We start from the raw sequence: 17,675 nt of genomic DNA on the forward strand, positions 1-17,675 counted from the left end.
CGGCGGCAACGCCGGCATGGGTGCCGAGTATCTGGAAGTCCGCGGTCTCACAGTCGATTTCGACGGCTTCAAGGCCGTCAGCGAAGTCGATCTCACCCTGTTCCAGGGAGATCTGCGCTTCCTGATCGGACCCAACGGGGCGGGAAAGACGACGGTGATCGACGCCATCACCGGCCTGGTGGGGGCCACCGGCTCGGTGAACAAGTCGGGTGTGGAACTGCTCGGTAAGAAGGTGCACCAGATCGCGCGCCTCGGCGTGGGACGCACCTTTCAGACCGCGAGCGTGTTCGAACAACTGACGGTGGTACAGAACCTCGACATCGCCGCGGGCGCGAGCCGTTCGCCCTGGACCCTGCTGCGCCGGCGGCGCGGCATCCTGCCGGCCATCGAGGAAGCCCTGGAAACCACCGGGCTGTCCGATCTGGCCGAGCAGCCGGCGGGCGTGCTGGCCCACGGCCAGAAGCAATGGCTGGAGATCGGCATGCTGCTGGTGCAGAACGCCGATGTCCTGTTGCTCGACGAACCGGTGGCCGGGATGAGCCACGAAGAACGTGAAGAGACCGGAAACCTGTTGCGCCGCATCGGCGGAACCCGCACCGTGGTGGTCGTCGAGCACGACATGGATTTCATGCGGGCGTTCGCCACCTCGGTGACGGTGCTGGCCCGCGGCCAGGTGATCGCCGAGGGTTCGGTGGCCGAGGTGCAGGCCAATCCGAAGGTCCAAGAGGTCTACCTCGGCACTGCCGCGGCCGGCGTGGAAGGAATCTCCTGATGCTCGAACTGCTCGATGTCCGAACCGGTTACGGCCGGTCCGAAGTGGTCCATGGCGCGAGCATCGCGGTGCCGTCCGACGGAGTCGCCGCGGTGATGGGTCACAACGGCGCCGGCAAGACGACCCTGTTGAGAGCGGCCGTCGGCCTGCTCAAATGCACTGCGGGCAAAGTACTTTTCGACGGTGAGGACATCACCAAACTGCGCCCGAGCGCGAGGGTGGCCCGCGGCCTGGCATATGTGCCCCAGGGGCAGCAGTCCTTCGGCCAGCTGACCACCGCGGAGAATCTTCAGGTGGTCGCCGACGGCCGCCGGAACGGCAAGGCCCTCATCGACGAGCAGCTGGACCTGTTCCCCGCCTTGAAGGAGCTGCTCAACCGGCGGGCCGGCCTGCTGTCGGGCGGGCAGCGGCAACAGCTCGCGATTGCCAGGGCATTGATCACCAGCCCCAGGTGCCTGATCCTCGACGAGCCGACCGAGGGCATCCAGCCGTCCGTGGTGGCCGAGATCGAGGCCGCGATCACCTCGTTGACCGCACGCGGCGATCTGGGTGTGCTGCTGGTGGAACAACACATCGGGTTCGCGCTGGAATCCGCTCAGCGCTACTACATCCTGGAGGCCGGCCGCATCACCTCAAGCGGCACCGGCGGCTCGACCTCGGAGGCCGACGTCCGCGCCGCCATGGCCATCTGATCTCGCCGGACGTCGGCGTTTCCCGCACGCTCGCGCCGTGGCACAGGCACACTTCGACCATGACCCCACCCGCGCAGCACCGGGTCCTGGCCGATATCGGCGGAACGGTGGTGGCCGAGCAGGGCCCGCTGGTGGTCGTCGTCGACCGGGGTACGGGACCGCTCGCGACAGCGGCCTTCGTCCTCGGCGTGCTCGCCGTCGTGTTCGGCGGGTTCGGCGCCGTGACGCTGGCGATCGCTGGCCAGGGGGCCGGCGTTCCCCCGGCGGTGAGCGCGGCGTTCCTCGCCGTCGGGCTGGCTTTCGGCGTCGCAACGGCCGCCACGGTGCGCCGGATCAAGGCCAACAACCGGCGACCCCTGGCCGACTACCGGCCCGTGGCCGTACTCGACAGGGCGCGCGGAGTGCTCGCCGACGCCGACGGCACAGTGCTGGCCCCGCTGTCGCAGGTGCAGTTCCACAACCGCATGCAGCTGGGCTCCAGCTCACCCAAGCTCGTCGCGAGTACGCCGAACGGCGATCGAATTCTGAAGCGCGGCAACCCGTTCACCGGCGGCATCGGCAACCTCGACGAAGTGCTCACCGTCGTGGTGCACGGCCGCTGAACGGTGCGCTACCCGCTACCGGGCCAGGCGGGAAAGCACCTCGGCGACAACGGAATCGGCGGCGACATCCACCTGCTCGCCGGTCGAGAGGTCCTTGAGCCCGACGGTGCCGGCCTCGATGTCACGGTCGCCCGCCACCAGCGCGTACTTGGCGCCCGAACGGTCGGCCGCTTTCATCGCGCCCTTGAGCCCGCGATCGCCGTAGGCCAGGTCAACCCGCACCCCGCCGGCCCGCAGCCGCGCGGCCAGCTTGGCCAACTCCAGCTTGGCGGCGTCGCCCAGCGGCACGCCGAACACCTCGACGCCGCCGGCACCGGTCACCGTCTTGCCCTCGGCCTGCAGGGCGAGCAGGGTCCGGTCGACACCGAGGCCGAATCCGATCCCCGACATGTCCTGCCCGCCGAGCTGGCTCATCAGGCCGTCGTAGCGGCCACCGCCGCCGATGCCGGACTGTGCGCCCAGACCGTCGTGCACGAACTCGAACGTGGTCTTGGTGTAGTAGTCCAGCCCGCGCACCATCCGCGGGTTGATCACGTACGGCACGCCGAGCGCGTCGAGGTGCGCCTGCACGACCTCGAAGTGGGCCTTGGCGCTGTCCGAGAGGTGGTCGAGCATCAGCGGCGCGTCCGCGGTCATCTCCCGCACGTGGGGCCGCTTGTCGTCGAGGACCCGAAGCGGGTTGATCTCGGCGCGTCGCCGGGTGTCCTCGTCGAGGTCGAGCTTGAACAGGAAATCCTGCAGCAGCTCCCGGTACGCCGGCCGGCAGGTGTCATCGCCCAGCGAGGTGAGCTCGAGGCGGAACCCGTCCAGGCCCAGGGACCGGAAGCCGGCATCGGCCACCGCGATCACCTCGGCGTCCAGCGCCGGGTCGTCGATCCCGATGGCCTCGACCCCGACCTGCTGCAGCTGCCGGTAGCGCCCGGCCTGCGGGCGTTCGTAACGGAAGAACGGTCCCGAATAGCACAGCTTGACCGGCAGTGCCCCGCGGTCGAGGCGGTGCTGGATCACCGCGCGGATCACCCCGGCGGTGCCTTCCGGGCGCAGCGTCACCGAGCGGTCACCGCGGTCGGCGAACGTGTACATCTCCTTGGACACCACATCGGTGGACTCGCCCACGCCGCGGGCGAACAGCGCGGTGTCCTCGAAGATCGGCAGCTCGATGTCGCCGTAGCCGGCGCGGCGCGCGGCAGCCAGCAGTCCGTCCCGGACCGCAACGAACTGCGCCGACTCCGGCGGGAGGTAATCGGGCACGCCCTTGGGCGCCTGGAATGCAGATGTCACAGAGTCAAACCTTCGAGAAACGGGTTGGTGCGGCGTTCGAGCCCGATGGTCGTGCGCGGGCCGTGTCCTGGTAATACCACGGTGTCGTCGTCGAGTACCAACAGCTTTGTCACGATCGACTCGAGCAGGTCGCGTCCGCTGCCACCGGGCAGGTCGGTGCGGCCCACCGAGGACCGGAACAGCGTATCGCCCGTGAACACAGTCCCTGTGCTCACTCCCCGGTCGCTCCGCTCCTGCCCGCCGTAGACCCGGAACACCACCGATCCCCTGGTGTGTCCCGGCGTGTGGTCGACGGTGACCGAGACGTCGCCGAAATCGAGTATCTGGCCGTCTTTGTCCAGCTCGACCAGTTGTTTGGGCTCGGAGAACAGCATCCCGAGGGCAAGTTGGGCAAGCCGCGGGCCGAACCCCTTGATCGGATCGGTCAGCATGAACCGGTCCTCGGGGTGGATGTAGACGGGGCAGCCATAGGTGTCGGCCACCTTCTGGGCCGACCAGATGTGATCGATGTGACCGTGCGTCAGCAGGACCGCTGCCGGGGTGAGGCGGTTCTCGTCGAGAATCCGGCGCAGCCGGTCCATGGCCCGCTGGCCGGGGTCGACGACGATCGCGTCGGCCCCTGGCCGCTCGGCCAGGACATAGCAGTTGCACGCCAGCATCCCGGCCGGAAATCCGGTAATGAACACGGCCCCAGTTTCCCACGGCCACGCCGCCACCTGCGGTTCCCGCGGGTCGCAGGCCCGGTACCCAGGTCCGCCTGGCAGACTCGTCACCAATCCCGACCGCCCACAAGGAGGACTGCTGCGGTGCCGACCAACAAAGAACGGCGTGAGACCGCCAAGCGCAAGCTGGAGGAACAGCTGGAGCGCCGCGCCGCCCAGGAACGCAAACGACGCATCGTGACCATCGCGGGCTCGGTCGCCGCGGCCATCGTGGTCATCGGGGCCGTCGTGGCCACGTTCGTGTTCACCAGCAAGGACTCGGGCAGCACCACCGCCTCGGCAGACACCACGACGGCAACCTCCGGAGCGCCGGCCCAGCCCGCCGCCAACGGTCAGCTGCCGGCCTTCGTCGCGGCCGCCGACCTCGGCGCCAACTGCCAGTACCCGGCCGCAGGCGCGGCCAGCAAGCCGACCACCCCGCCACACACCGGCAAGGTTCCGACCGATCCGGCCACGGTCAGCGTCAGCATGGTCACCACCCAGGGCAACATCGGGCTGCAGCTCGACAACGCCAAGGCACCGTGCACGGTCAACAGCTTCGCCAGCCTGGCAGGGCAGAACTACTTCAACGACACCCCGTGCCACCGGCTGACCTCGGGCGGCCTGTCGGTGCTGCAGTGCGGTGACCCGACCGGCCAGGGCACCGGTGGCCCCGGCTACCAGTTCGCCAACGAGTACCCGACCAACCAGTACCAGCCGGACAACCCGGCGCTGCAGCAGCCGGTGCTCTACCCGCGCGGCACCGTGGCCATGGCCAACGCCGGGCCGAACACCAACGGCAGCCAGTTCTTCCTGGTGTACCAGGACTCGCAGCTGCCCCCGGGCTACACCGTGTTCGGCAAGATCGACGACACCGGCCTGGCCACCCTCGACAAGATCGCCGCTGCCGGTGTCGCCGGCGGCGGACCGGACGGCAAGCCGGCCCTCGACGTCGAGCTGAAGTCTGTGGCCCTGGACTAGGTACGGGAGCAATTTGACTGCCCCGCCCCCTTACGGCGGTTACCAGCCGGTGGGATATCCGGCCGGCTATCCCCCACCTGCCCACACCAACGGCATGGCGGTCGCGTCACTGGTGTGCGCGGTCCTGTTCGCGCCGCTGGGCATCGTCTTCGGACACATCTCGCTGTCCCAGCTCAAACGCACCGGCGAGCAGGGCCGTGGTATCGCGATCGCGGGCCTGATCATCGGCTATGTGATGACGGCGCTGGCGATCGTCGCGACGGTGCTTGCCGTCGTGTTCGCCTTTATCGTCGTCAAGGCTGCCGAGGACATGCCCCGCCGGGACCGCTACACGGCCTCGCCGGGTTCGGAGCAACAACTGCCCGCGTTCGCGGCGCCGGCCAACCTCGGCACCAACTGCCAGTACCCGGCGACCACCGAACCGGCGACCAAACCGGCCAGGCCACCGCGCACCGGCACGGTGCCGACCGAGCCGGCCACGGTGGAAGCCGGGATCGTCACCGATCGCGGAAGCATCGGGCTCAAGCTGGCCAACGGCAAAGCGCCCTGCACGGTGAACAACTTCGCGTCCCTGGCCTCGCAGGGATTCTTCGACGGCACCCAGTGCCACCGGCTGACCACCGGAGACCTCGCGGCACTGCAGTGCGGTGACCCGTCGGGCAGCGGAACCGGTGGGCCCGGTTACCGATTCCCCAACGAGTACCCGACCAACCAGTACCGGCTCTCCGACCCCGCGCTGCGGCAGCCGGTCGTCTATCCGCGCGGCACCGTGGCGATGGCGAACTCCGGGTCCGGTACCAACGGCAGCCAGTTCTTCCTGGTGTACGAGGATTCCCTGCTGCCACCGACCTACACCGTCTTCGGCACCGTCGACAAGACCGGACTGGCCACCCTGGACGCGATTGCCGACGGCGGAGTCGCCGACGGCAGCGACGACGGCGAACCCGCCACACCGGTGACGATCAAATCGGCGAGCATGGGCTGAGCCCAGACATAGGGTTGGCCCATCGCAGCACAGTGCCTGCGGCGGTGAGGAGATGCCGGTGTCGTTCGCACAGCCCGCGCCCGCTGTCCCGCCCTACGCCCCGCCGCGCGGTGGCCTGACACCCCTGGCCAAGTTCCTGGTGCTGCTGATACTGGCGGTGTTGATCGCCGGCTATGCGCTGGCGGTGTTCCTCACCAGAGGGGTCTGGGCCGACCGGGACGGTATCCGCCTGACGCTCAGTGTCCAGGCGAAGGACGGATGGGCGCTGTCCGCCGACACCATCGAACAGGCGATCGCCGCCACCGAGGCCCGGTTGGACGACTACGGGGTCGCCGACGCCGAGATCGGGTCCGACGGCAACGACGTGGTCGCCACCTTTCCCCGGCACGGGCTCGACGCCGAGGCGCTGAAGGAGATGTTCGGAACCGGCGAGACGAAGACGTTGTACGTCCGACCGGTGATCCATGCGATACCGGCCAAGGCGTCGCCGCCGTCCGGCATCAATCCGACGCCCGCGGTTCAACCGGCGCAACGCATCGCCGACGAGAAGGAACTGCGCCAAGGCACCAATCCGTCGATCCAGATCCTGGCGCTCCAGTACCAGGCCACCCGGTGCCGCGACGACGACGTGCTCGCCGGGCACGACGATCCGAACCTGCCGCTGGTCACCTGCTCCGCCGACGGGGAGACGGTGTACCTACTCGCCAAGTCGATTCTCGGCGGCGATCAGATCGAGAGCGCCGAACCCGGCACCGACTCGGCGGGCCGGCACGTCATCGATCTGCAGTTCGACAACGATGCCGCGCAGGCATGGTCGGACTTCACCGCGGCCAACATCGGCACCCAGGCGGCGTTCACCATCGACACCCGCGTCCTGAGCGCACCCGTGATCCGGGAGCGGATTCCCAACGGCGGCACCCAGATCAGTGGCGACTTCGATGAGAGTTCAGCGCGCGATCTGGCCGGTGGGATCAATCGCGGCGCCTCGCCGGTGGCCCTGACGTACTCAGCATCCAGTGACGAAAAGCTTCCGGCGACAATGCTTTCCATGCTGATCCGCGGCGCCGTGATCGTCTCGGGCCTGGGCGTGACGGTCGTGGTGATCGGTGCCCTGGTGTATCTCCTGCGTACTCGGCGCAGCCGCCCGGTGTGAGGCAGGAAGCGGTGCGCACCGGAAAGGATGGCGGCAGTCGGGACTCGGGGATCTCCCTGGCCGAGCTGCTGGCCGCTTTCTCGTTCGCGATGGATCTCGGGCTGGGCCAGCCGATGGAGCACGTATTGCGGTCCTGGCGGCTCGCCGCGCGCCTGGGTGAGCGCGTCGGCCTGGTGGCCGAGCAGCGGGCCGATCTCTACTACACGGCGGTGCTGGCCTGGGTGGGCTGCATCGCCGACGCACCCGAGGTGTCGGCCTGGTTCGGCGACGACATCGCGTTTCGCGCCGACAGCTACCGCGTCGATCTCCGCGGGCTGGGCGGCGCGACTTTCATGCTGTCACATGCCGGTTCGGCCGGTCCCCTGCTGAACCGGGTGCGCAAGACCGCCACGCTCATCGCGACCGGTGGCCGCGATATCGAGCAAGGGCTGATGTCGCATTGCCTGAACACCTCGACGATGGCCGAGCGGCTCGGTCTCGACGCGGCCGTCGGTGACGCACTGCGCCAGTTCTTCGCGCGGTGGGACGGCAACGGAGTTCCCGCAGGCATCGGCGGGGAGGCGATTGCCTTGCCGATGAGACTCTTTCACCTCGCCGACGTGGCCGAGGTGGTGCACCGTGACGCCGGGGTGGCCGCCGCGGTCCACGTCGCGACGTCGCGGCGCGGCACCCAGTTCGACCCGGCCGTGGTCGACGCGTTCTGCGCGGCGGCGGGCGATCTGCTGTCCGACGACGATGACGAGTCGGATTGCCACGCACTGATCGCCGCCGAACCTGCGCTGCAGCGGCGTCTCACCGAGGACCAACTCGACTCGGCACTGGAGGTATTCGCCGATTTCACCGACCTGCGGTCGCCGCACCGCGCCGGGCATTCCCGTGGCGTTGCCGAACTCGCGGCGCGGGCCGCGAAGATCGCCGGGCTGACCGAGGGCGACGCCGCCCTGGTGCGTCGCGCGGCCTTGTTGCACGACATCGGCCTGCACGGCGTACCCGCCACCATCATGGACAAGCCCGGGAAGCTCAGTGCCTCCGATCATGAGCGATTGCGGCTGAGTTCGTACTACACCGAACGGGTTCTGGCCCAGGCCCGGTGGCGCGCATCGGTGCGGTGGCGGCGCTGGCCTATGAACGCATGGACGGCTCGGGGGCGCACCGCGGCCTGTCGGGACCGTCGATCCCGGTGACCGGACGCATCCTGGCCGCCGCGGACTGCCATCGCGCCATGACCGAGCCACGGCCGTACCGACCGGCGTTGTCCGCCAAGGCCGCCGCCGCCGAACTGCGGGCCGAGGTCCGCCGCGGACGGCTGGATGCCGCCGCGGTCGACGCTGTCCTCGAAGCGGCGGGCGGCCCCCGGCATCGACGCCGCGTGGGCCCGGACGGGCTGACGCCGCGGGAAATCGAAGTGCTGGGGCTGATCGCCCGTGGCGCATCCACCAGGCAGGTGGCGAGCACCCTGGGAATCAGCCCGAAGACGGCCGGCACCCACATCGAGCGCATCTACACCAAGACCGGTTCGTCGACCCGCAGCACCGCAACGCTGTACGCCATCACGCACGGCCTGCTCGACACCCTGACCGAAGCCGAAATGTAGGGCGAATGCCCGACGACACCGGGCTCGCGCGCTCCTAGCGTTCACCTCACAACCTGAACGAAAACGCGAAGTGAGGATCCGTGATGTCGAAAGCCGTGATCAGCCTGTCCACAGGCCTGGAAGACCCCGAGAAGGTAACCGTCGCCTACCTGGTCGCCGTCGGCGCGGCCGAGACCGGCCGCGAAACCCTGATGTTCCTGTCCAAGGAAGCCGTGCGAATCGCGCTCGACGGAACCGCTGTCGCGGTGGCCTGCAACGGCTGCCCGCCCTTGGCGGAACTGCTCAAACGCTACGAGGCGGCCGGTGGCCGGTACTTCGTCTGCCCGATCTGCTTCAACGCCAAGCAACTCGACAGCGATGCCCTCATCGCCGGGGCCGAACTGCAGGGCACCATCCCGATGTGGCAGTGGATCGGTGACGAGCCCGCCACCACGTTCAGCTACTGACGATCATGCTGAATCTCGCTTCTGCCCTGTCGAATCTGCCGGAACGGTGCGGGCAGGCGCCGTGGCCCGGCCACGAATACGTCAAAGGCTGGGGAGTTTTCGGCCTGCCTTTCGACAGCGGACACGTGCTGGCCTTGAGGGTGTTCCCGGAGAACGACTTCGGGCCGTACCGCACGGTGTGGCACCGTGACCCGTCCGGCCGGTGGTCGATCCTCGTGCACGGCGACCACCTCGACACGGCATGCCCCCGCTACTACGGACCGGCGTGTGCGTACACCGGGTTCGCCGAGATCACCCTGGATTGGACCGGGCCCGCATCGCTGCGCGTCAGGGTCGACGGCCCGGGACTGGACTGGACGCTGACCGCCACCGCGGGTCCGGTGCTGCGCACCATGAACGCGATCAGCCGGCGTCTGCCGCTGAGCACCTGGCGGCCGCGCCCACTGGTGCGGGCGCGCGAGATGCTGGCCGCCGGACTGGGGATGGGCCAGGTGCGGATGACGGGCGTCATGCCCAGCGGCCACGTGGGAACCCTTATGCCACAACAGATGTACCTCATCGAGGAGGCGTCTGCCACCCTCGGCGGGGTTGATCTGGGTCGGCCGGCACAGCTGGCCACCAACCCCGTGATCGGTGACGTGACACTGCCCGCACGCGGTGTGCTGGCCATCGGCCAGGCGATGTGGCAGATCCCGGTATCTGACCGGTTGGGCGTCAGGCCGCCGACGTGACGCGGTAGACGTCGTACACGCCCTCCACGTTGCGCACGACGCTCAGCAGGTGGCCAAGATGTTTGGGATCGCCCATCTCGAAGGTGAACCGGCTGATCGCCACCCGGTCGTTGGAGGTGGTGACCGACGCCGAGAGGATGTTCACCTTCTCGTCGGCCAGTACCCGTGTGACATCGGAGAGCAGACGGTGCCGGTCCAGAGCCTCGACCTGGATGGCCACCAGGAACACCGACGACGGCGAGGGCGCCCAGTTCACCTCGATGATGCGTTCCGACTGTTGTTGCAGAGAAGCCGCATTCGTGCAGTCGGTGCGGTGCACGCTGACCCCACCACCGCGGGTCACGAAGCCCATGATGGTGTCGCCGGGCACCGGGGTGCAGCACTTGGCCAGCTTGGTCAGGGTTCCGGGCGCACCCGGCACCGCGACGCCGGTGTCGTCGGTGCTGCGCTGCCGCACCGGCATGGTCAGCGGGGTGGAGCGCTCGGCGAGTTCGTCCTCGGCCGCATCGTCGCCGCCGAACTGGGCGAGCAGACGCTGCACGACATGGCGTGCCGAGACGTGGCCCTCACCGACCGCGGTGTAGAGCGCCGAGACGTCGGCGTAACGCAGTTCCCGCGCCAGTGCGCCCATCGAGTCGGCATTGATCAAGCGCTGCAACGGAAGTCCGCCTCGGCGGACTTCCCGGGCGATGGCGTCTTTCCCGGACTCCAGGGCCTCTTCGCGGCGCTCCTTTGCGAACCACTGCCGGATCTTGGCCTTCGCCCGCGGCGACACCACGAAGGTCTGCCAGTCGCGCGACGGGCCGGCGTTGGGGGCCTTCGAGGTGAACACCTCGACGACCTCGCCGTTCTCGAGCTTGCGTTCCAAGGCGACGAGCCGGCCGTTGACCCGGGCCCCGATACAGCGGTGTCCCACCTCGGTGTGCACCGCGTAGGCGAAGTCGACCGGGGTCGAGCCGGTCGGCAGGTTGATCACGTCACCCTTGGGGGTGAAGACGAAGATCTCTTGTACCGCAAGGTCGTAACGCAACGACTCGAGGAACTCGCCGGGGTCGGCGGCCTCCCGCTGCCAGTCCAGCAGCTGGCGCATCCAGGCCATGTCGTCGATCTCGGTGGCGGCGTGACTGTGCGGAACCCCGTTGCGGCCCTTGGCTTCTTTGTAGCGCCAGTGCGCCGCGATGCCGTACTCGGCGGTGCGGTGCATGTCCCGGGTGCGGATCTGCACCTCCAGCGGCTTGCCCTCGGGGCCGACGACCGTGGTGTGCAGCGACTGGTACACGCCGTAGCGCGGCTGGGCGATGTAGTCCTTGAACCGCCCCGCCATCGGTTGCCAGAGCGAGTGCACGACGCCGACGGCCGCATAGCAGTCACGGATCTCGTCGCACAGGATCCGAACGCCGACCAGATCGTGGATGTCGTCGAAGTCGCGGCCCTTGACGATCATCTTCTGGTAGATCGACCAGTAATGCTTGGGCCGGCCCTCGACGACCGCGTTGATCTTCATGGCGCTCAGCGCCACGCCGATCTCGGCGCGCACCTTGGCCAGGTAGGTGTCGCGTGACGGCGCCCGGTCGGCGACCAGCCGCACGATCTCCTCGTACTTCTTCGGGTGCAGGATCGCGAACGACAGATCCTCCAGCTCCCACTTGACCGTCGCCATGCCGAGCCGATGCGCCAGCGGCGCAATCACTTCCAGCGTCTCGCGGGCCTTGCGGGCCTGCTTCTCCGGCGGCAGGAACCGCATGGTGCGCATGTTGTGCAACCGGTCCGCCACCTTGATGACCAGCACCCGCGGGTCGCGGGCCATCGCGATGATCATCTTGCGGATCGTCTCGCCCTCGGCGGCCGAGCCGAGGACGACCTTGTCCAGCTTGGTCACCCCGTCGACGAGGTGGCCCACCTCGGCCCCGAACTCGGCGGTCAACGCCTCCAGCGTGTACCCGGTGTCCTCCACCGTGTCGTGCAGCAGCGCGGCCACCAGCGTGGTGGTGTCCATACCGAGCTCGGCCAGGATGTTGGCCACCGCCAGCGGATGGGTGATGTACGGATCACCGGATTTGCGGAGCTGGTCGGCGTGCCGCTGCTCGGCGACATCGTAGGCGCGCTGCAGCAACTGCAGGTCGGCCTTCGGGTAGATCTCCCGGTGTACCGCGACCAGAGGCTCCAGAACCGGGTTGACGGCACTGCGCTGCGCGGTCATCCGGCGGGCCAACCGGGCCCGTACCCGGCGTGAGGCGCTGGTCTTCGTGGCGTCGGGTCCCGCGGCGCCCGGCAATACCGGAGGCGACTGCACCGCCTGGCCCGCCGTCGCGTCCGTACCCGTATCGCCGGCCATCGTCACCTCCCGGAGTTAACGCTTCAGAATCCGAGGATATCCCTCACACCGTGTGCAGGCTGCTGACCCTCAGCGGTGCCACCACATCCCGGCCGCCCAGCGCCGTCAATTCCAGCACCACGGCAGCGCTCAGCACATTGGCACCGCCGGCCTGCAGCAGCTGAGTCGCCGCGGCCAGCGTCCCGCCGGTGGCAAGGACATCGTCGATGATCACAACGTTGCGCCCGGCGATATCAATCCCGTCGGCCGGGATCTCCAGCGTCGCGCTGCCGTACTCGAGCTGATAGGTGACGCTGTGCACCGGAGGCGGCAGTTTCCCGCCCTTGCGCACGGCCAGCACACCGGTGCCGAGCCGGGTCGCCACCGCGGCGCCCAGCAGGAATCCCCGCGCGTCCAGGCCTGCGACCAGATCGGCGTCGGCCGCGGTGGCGGCCAGCGCATCGGTCACCGCCCCCAGCCCCTCGGCGTCGGCCAGCAACGGGGTCAGGTCCTTGAACTGCACTCCGGGCTCGGGAAAATCGGGAACTTCCCGGATCAGTTTCCTGACCAGCTCCGAGATCCCGGCGATGTCGCCGCTCACGTGGACAGCTTCCAACGGTCCATGTTCCAGCCTGCGCCCCATCGGGTCGGATTGCTGCTCACGGCGTACATCTTGGTCGATGTCAGCACGGTGCGCTGCTGGCGGTACAGCGGCAGGGTCGGCATGTCGTTCCACAGGATCGGTGCGCCCTCCCCTGCCAGCCGGGCCAGTTCCTTCGGATCTGTCGTGACGGCCTGCGCGTCGATGATTCCGTCGACGCGCTCGTTGTCGTAGCCGGGCAGGTTGTTGCCGTTGCCGGAGTGGAATGCGTAGGCGTCGATGGCCGACGAGCCCGAGGAGCCGCTGCCCGCGGCCCCGCCGGTGCCGGCCAGCAGCCCGTCGAACTCGTTGTTCCGCAGTGCCACCGGACCGGCCGTGGCCGATCCGGCGTCCTGAACGGTGATGCCCGCCGCGGCGCACGATTTCGCGATGGCGCCCACGGTCGCCGCCAGCCGGGCGTTGGGCGTCTGATACCCGATGCGCACGGTCAGCGGCTTGTTGTTGAGGGCGGCCCGGGCGGCGTCGGGGTTGGCCACCCCGAACTGGGCGGCCTCACCGACGTTCTCGGCCGCGCTGAACGCGTCGTCGGCGACCGGGCTGAGCCGGGAATTGATGATCGGCGTCGCGGCGTTGCGGGCGATCACGTCCCGCGGGGTGCACAGTGCGACGGCCCGCCGCGCCGGCGTGGCGGCCAGCGGACCACCGGGCGCGAAGATCAACTGTTCGATCCCGGCCGACGGGGTCTCCGTGCTGACGTAGTCGTCGGGCAGGTTCAGCAGGCCCGAGGACCCGGACTCGATGTCGACGACATCGAACGACCCTTCGTTGACCCGTTCCTGGATGTCGGCCCCGCGCGGCCACACCTCGATCCGGTTCGTGATCGCCGGCGTGCCCCACCACTTGTCGTTGGCGACCAGGGTCACCACCCCGTCCTTGGACACCGAGTCGATCCGGTACGGACCCGATGACGGGAACTTCTTGAGGTCGAGGTCGGGCTTGAGATCCCAGACGGTGTTCCACGCCTTGGCGATTCGGTCGATGGTCGGCTGGTCGCCGTCCTGCAGCGCCAGCGCCACGCCCCCGTCGTCGAGGCCGAGTTCGTCGGCGATGACGTGCGCGGGCATCAGCGAGGTCGCCGCGAACAGGTGCCCGTAGTCGAGGAATCCGCGATCCTGGGCGAACGACACCCGGGCCCGCTTCTGGCCCGGTGCGCAGTCCACCGAGCCGATGTCGCGGTAGCCCGCGCGGCTGGCGGCGTCGAACCCGGGAAACCGGCCGGATTGTGCGCCCCAGGCCAGGACCAGGTCGTCACAGGTGATCGGCTTGCCGTCGGAGTAGACCGCCTTGTCGCTGATCACGTAGTCGAGCACCAGCGGGGCCCGGCCCACGACCGACACCGAACCGAAGTCGTTGTCGGCGACCACCTGGCCTTCGGGGCCGTGATAGGCGAATCCGGTCAACGCCCGGGCGAACGCCTGCGGCCCGGCCGAGGCGGCCCCGGCCACCGTGTTGGTGTTGTAGGTGGTCAGCGTGCCGTCGACGGCGTAGGCGATCTCGTCGGCCGAACTGTTCGAACACGCCGCCAGACCCATCGCGGTGACCACGGACAGCGTGGCCGCTGTCACCGCTGTTCGTGCGCGGGCGATGGTCCGCCACTGAACCATGCGGTTTACCGCCGGGTGTTTCGCTTGCCCGACGGACGTCCGGTCCGTGGGCCGGGACGTGCACCCGGTGCCGGTTTGGCCGGAGCAGGCTCGGTGGCCACCGACGCCGATACCGTCTGGGCACCGGACTCGGTGACCTCGGCGTCGGAGGTGCCTGCCGTCTCCTTGGTGGCCGTCGACGCCTTGGCGCCCTTCTCGCGCCGGTTGAGCACCCGCTTGGTGTGCTTGCGCACCAGTTCCGTGCGCTCACGCAGCGTCACGAGCAGCGGCGTCGCGAAGTAGATCGACGAGTAGGTGCCGACGATGACGCCGACCAGCTGAACCAGGGCCAGATCCATCAGGGTCCCGACGCCCAGCAGCCACACCGCGATCACCATCAGCGCCAGGATCGGCAACACCGAGATGAGGCTGGTGTTGATCGAGCGCATGAAGGTCTGGTTCACCGCGAGGTTGGCCTGCTCGGCGAATGTTCGGCGAGTGGTGTGCTCGAACCCGTGGGTGTTCTCCTCGACCTTGTCGAACACGATCACCGTGTCGTACAGCGAGAAGCCCAGAATCGTCAGCAGACCGATGACGGTGGCCGGGGTGACCTCGAACCCGACCAGCGAATAGACGCCGGCCGTCACGACGAGGTCGAAGACCAGGGTGGCCATCGCGGCCATCGCCATGTAGCGCTCATAGCGCCAGGCGATGTAGATCGAGGCCAGCACGACAAAGACCACCAGCGCGATCAACGCCTTCTGGGTGATCTGACCGCCCCAGGTCTCGGACACCGCCGAGTCGCTGATCACCTGCTTGCTGGGCTGGCCGTCGCTGCCCTTGGGGTGGAACGCGTCGAACAGTGCGGTGCGCAGCTTTTCGGTCTCGTCGTTGGACAGCGTCTCCGAACGGATCTGCACCGTCGCCGAGGCACCGCTGCCGACCAGCACGACGGCCTCGGGCGCCTTGTTCAGGGTCTTGTTGAAGACATCCTCGACCTGCTGGACGGTGACGATCCCCTCGGAACCGGCCGACGGCATCGACACCTTCGTGCCGCCCTCGAAGTCGATCCCGAAGGTGAACCCGCGAAGCACCATGCTGGCGATGCAGATCGCGACGATGATGCCGCTGACCGAATACCAGAGCTTGCGGCGGCCGATCACCTCGAAGGCGCCGGTACCGGTGTAGAGGCGGACGAAGAATCCGTGCTTGGGCAGTGCCGCAGAGGAGGATTCGATGTTCGGCGCCTCCACTGCGGTGTCCTTGACGTCCTCGGCGGCCGTGTCGTCGGTGGTCTTGCTCTTTGCAGCCATGTGCTTATCCCCGTCCCGCGGTCGCATGCGAAGCCTCCCGGCGTTCCCGCGCGATCTGTTGCACCGCGCCGAGACCGTTGAGGGCAGGTTTTGCCATCGTCGGGGACTTGGACGCCAGGTACACCAGCGGCCAGGTCACCAGGAACACGACCACGATGTCGAGGATCGTGGTCAGACCCAGCGTGAACGCGAAGCCCTTGACCTGGCCGATCGCCAGGAAGTACAGCACCGCGGCGGCCAGGAAGGTCACGGCGTTGCCCGACACGATCGTCTTGCGGGCGCGCGCCCAGCCTCGTGGCACAGCCGACCGGAAGGACCGGCCTTCGCGGATCTCGTCCTTTATTCGCTCGAAGAACACCACGAACGAGTCCGCGGTGGTGCCTATACCGATGATCAGACCGGCGATACCGGCCAGGTCCAGCGTGTAGCCGATGTATCTGCCGAGCAGCACGAGGATGGCGAAAACCATTGCGCCGGCAGCCACCAGGGACAGCGCCACCAGCAGGCCGAGCACGCGGTAGTACAGCAGCGAGTACAACAGCACCGCGGCCAGGCCGACCGCGCCCGCGATCAGGCCGGCCCGCATCGAGGACAGGCCCAGCGTCGCCGAAACGGTCTCGGCTTCAGAGGATTCGAACGACAGCGGCAGTGAGCCGTACTTCAGCACATTGGCCAGTTCCTTGGCCGAGTCCGAAGTGAACTGGCCGGTGATCTGGGTGTTGCCGCCGGGGATGGGTTCCCGGATCTCGGGCGCGCTGACCACCTGTGAGTCGAGGGTGAACGCCGTCTGCGTGCCCACGTTCGCGGCGGTGAAGTCGGCCCAGGTCTTGGCGCCCCCACTCTTGAACGTCACGTCGACGACGTACTGGCCCTGCTGCTGGTTCAGCCCGGAGGTGGCGTCGGCGATCTCCTCGCCGCTCATGATCGACTTGCTCAGCAGGTAGACCGTCTGGCCGTCCTGGGAGCAGGTGATCAGCGGCAGGTTCGGATCGTCGTTGCCTGCGAGCACGTCTTCCTCGCCGCACCGGGTGGCCTGGTACTGCAGCGCCAGGATCTGGATCGACGGGTTGGTGCTCTGCCGCAGTTCCTTCTCATCGGAGATGCGCTGGGCCAGGGCGGCCTTGGCGTCACCCGGCTTGGGCGGTGCCGGAGCCGGCGCGGGGGCCGGGGCAGGCGCCGGGCCGGGCTCACCCGGGGCCGGGGCTGGGGCCGGAGTCGGTTCGCCGGGAGTCGGCGCGGGGTCCAGCGGGTAGGGCCGCGGCTGGGGCGCCGGGACCGGCTCACCCGCGGGCGGCGCCACCGGGGCCTCGCCCGGTGCACCCGGTGCCAGGCCCGGAATCGCACCCGGCATGCCCGGTACTGCGCCGGGCGCACCCGGTACAACGCCAGGTGCCGCGGGGGCACCCGGTGCCGCGGGGGCCCCAGGAGCGCCCGGAGCGCCGGGCTGCTGCCCCTGCTGGGCCGGCGGCTTGGCAGGCATCGCATGCACGACGGGCCGGATGTACAGACGCGCGGTCTGGCCCAGGTTGCGGGCCTCGCTGCCGTCGTTACCGGGAACGGTGATCACCAGGTTGTCGCCGTCGATGACGACCTCCGAGCCCGAGACTCCGAGACCGTCGACGCGGGCACTGATGATTTGTTGGGCCTGGTTGAGAGCCTCTCTGGTCGGCGTCGAGCCGTCCGGGGTGCGCGCTGTCAGCGTCACCCGGGTACCGCCCTGCAGGTCAATGCCGAGTTTTGGCTTGGCCTGCTTGTCGCCGGTGAGGAACACCAGCAGATATACGCCGATCAGAAGGACCAGGAAAAGTGTCAGGTAGCGCGCAGGATGCACCGGCGCCGAAGACGATGCCACGTTTCTAGGGTCTC

General features: G+C 68.6%; 17 protein-coding genes. 10 read left to right on the forward strand and 7 right to left on the reverse strand.

From position 1 onward, the window contains the following. Positions 1 to 16: 16 nt before the first annotated feature. From urtD to ACNQVK_RS22200, 3 genes are read left to right on the forward strand one after another with little or no spacing between them, the layout of a single operon-like run. Positions 17 to 772, forward strand: a complete 756-nt coding sequence (urtD, locus tag ACNQVK_RS22190) for an urea ABC transporter ATP-binding protein UrtD (protein ID WP_418034259.1) — start codon at positions 17 to 19, stop codon at positions 770 to 772. Then, the gene (urtE, locus tag ACNQVK_RS22195; RefSeq protein WP_044518067.1) at positions 772 to 1,464 is read left to right on the forward strand and encodes an urea ABC transporter ATP-binding subunit UrtE; all 693 of its coding nucleotides are present in this window, start codon (positions 772 to 774) and stop codon (positions 1,462 to 1,464) included. The genes urtD and urtE overlap by 1 nt, the downstream gene beginning before the upstream one ends. A gap of 59 nt (positions 1,465 to 1,523) precedes the next feature. Then, entirely contained in the window at positions 1,524 to 2,066 is a 543-nt protein-coding gene (locus tag ACNQVK_RS22200; protein ID WP_418031221.1) for a hypothetical protein, read from the forward strand. Between the two features lie 15 nt (positions 2,067 to 2,081). Here the strand turns inward: ACNQVK_RS22200 and hisS are convergent, their stop codons facing one another. Both hisS and ACNQVK_RS22210 read right to left on the reverse strand, forming a co-directional pair. Next, on the reverse strand, positions 2,082 to 3,347 hold the full coding sequence (gene hisS / locus ACNQVK_RS22205; protein WP_418031222.1) for a histidine--tRNA ligase: 1,266 nt from the start codon (positions 3,345 to 3,347) through the stop codon (positions 2,082 to 2,084). Continuing rightward, positions 3,344 to 4,033: an MBL fold metallo-hydrolase gene (locus ACNQVK_RS22210; RefSeq protein ID WP_418031223.1), complete on the reverse strand. Its 690-nt coding sequence runs from the start codon at positions 4,031 to 4,033 to the stop codon at positions 3,344 to 3,346. Before ACNQVK_RS22210 ends, hisS begins: the two co-directional genes overlap by 4 nt. Positions 4,034 to 4,153: 120 nt before the next feature. Between ACNQVK_RS22210 and ACNQVK_RS22215 the strand changes: the two genes are divergently transcribed. The 7 genes from ACNQVK_RS22215 to ACNQVK_RS22245 all read left to right on the forward strand — a co-directional run bounded on the left by ACNQVK_RS22215 (position 4,154) and on the right by ACNQVK_RS22245 (position 9,938). Next, the gene (locus tag ACNQVK_RS22215; protein WP_418031224.1) at positions 4,154 to 5,029 is read left to right on the forward strand and encodes a peptidylprolyl isomerase; all 876 of its coding nucleotides are present in this window, start codon (positions 4,154 to 4,156) and stop codon (positions 5,027 to 5,029) included. 13 nt (positions 5,030 to 5,042) lie between these two features. After that, positions 5,043 to 6,014 carry a peptidylprolyl isomerase gene (locus tag ACNQVK_RS22220; RefSeq protein WP_418031225.1) on the forward strand — a complete coding sequence of 324 codons (972 nt, stop codon included), beginning with the start codon at positions 5,043 to 5,045 and terminating at the stop codon, positions 6,012 to 6,014. Between the two features lie 58 nt (positions 6,015 to 6,072). After that, a complete protein-coding gene (locus ACNQVK_RS22225) occupies positions 6,073 to 7,167 on the forward strand; it encodes a SecDF P1 head subdomain-containing protein (RefSeq protein ID WP_418031226.1) in 1,095 nt (364 codons plus the stop codon). Then, positions 7,164 to 8,351, forward strand: coding sequence for an HD domain-containing protein (locus tag ACNQVK_RS22230; RefSeq protein WP_418031227.1), 1,188 nt, complete (start codon positions 7,164 to 7,166; stop codon positions 8,349 to 8,351). The genes ACNQVK_RS22225 and ACNQVK_RS22230 overlap by 4 nt, the downstream gene beginning before the upstream one ends. Beyond that, on the forward strand, positions 8,300 to 8,761 hold the full coding sequence (locus tag ACNQVK_RS22235) for a LuxR C-terminal-related transcriptional regulator (RefSeq protein ID WP_418031228.1): 462 nt from the start codon (positions 8,300 to 8,302) through the stop codon (positions 8,759 to 8,761). The genes ACNQVK_RS22230 and ACNQVK_RS22235 overlap by 52 nt, the downstream gene beginning before the upstream one ends. A gap of 80 nt (positions 8,762 to 8,841) precedes the next feature. Continuing rightward, positions 8,842 to 9,207: a DsrE family protein gene (locus tag ACNQVK_RS22240; RefSeq protein WP_418031229.1), complete on the forward strand. Its 366-nt coding sequence runs from the start codon at positions 8,842 to 8,844 to the stop codon at positions 9,205 to 9,207. A 5-nt stretch (positions 9,208 to 9,212) separates the two neighbouring features. After that, the gene (locus ACNQVK_RS22245) at positions 9,213 to 9,938 is read left to right on the forward strand and encodes a hypothetical protein (protein ID WP_418031230.1); all 726 of its coding nucleotides are present in this window, start codon (positions 9,213 to 9,215) and stop codon (positions 9,936 to 9,938) included. Here ACNQVK_RS22245 and ACNQVK_RS22250 read toward each other — a convergent pair. From ACNQVK_RS22250 to secD, 5 genes are read right to left on the reverse strand one after another with little or no spacing between them, the layout of a single operon-like run. Further along, entirely contained in the window at positions 9,922 to 12,273 is a 2,352-nt protein-coding gene (locus ACNQVK_RS22250; protein ID WP_418031231.1) for a RelA/SpoT family protein, read from the reverse strand. The two genes, ACNQVK_RS22245 and ACNQVK_RS22250, sit on opposite strands and share 17 nt — an antisense overlap. 43 nt (positions 12,274 to 12,316) lie before the next feature. Then, a complete protein-coding gene (locus ACNQVK_RS22255) occupies positions 12,317 to 12,895 on the reverse strand; it encodes an adenine phosphoribosyltransferase (RefSeq protein WP_418031232.1) in 579 nt (192 codons plus the stop codon). Continuing rightward, positions 12,850 to 14,517 (reverse strand): ABC transporter substrate-binding protein, encoded by a 1,668-nt coding sequence (locus ACNQVK_RS22260; RefSeq protein ID WP_418031233.1) that lies wholly within the window; start codon positions 14,515 to 14,517, stop codon positions 12,850 to 12,852. The genes ACNQVK_RS22255 and ACNQVK_RS22260 overlap by 46 nt, the downstream gene beginning before the upstream one ends. Positions 14,518 to 14,522: 5 nt before the next feature. Further along, positions 14,523 to 15,809 carry a protein translocase subunit SecF gene (secF, locus tag ACNQVK_RS22265; RefSeq protein WP_418031234.1) on the reverse strand — a complete coding sequence of 429 codons (1,287 nt, stop codon included), beginning with the start codon at positions 15,807 to 15,809 and terminating at the stop codon, positions 14,523 to 14,525. A gap of 4 nt (positions 15,810 to 15,813) precedes the next feature. Further along, positions 15,814 to 17,661 (reverse strand): protein translocase subunit SecD, encoded by a 1,848-nt coding sequence (gene secD, locus ACNQVK_RS22270; protein ID WP_418031235.1) that lies wholly within the window; start codon positions 17,659 to 17,661, stop codon positions 15,814 to 15,816. Between the last annotated feature and the right edge of the window lie 14 nt (positions 17,662 to 17,675).

It is taken from the genome of Mycobacterium sp. 134, from assembly GCF_048282715.1.
Classification (GTDB): domain Bacteria; phylum Actinomycetota; class Actinomycetes; order Mycobacteriales; family Mycobacteriaceae; genus Mycobacterium; species Mycobacterium septicum.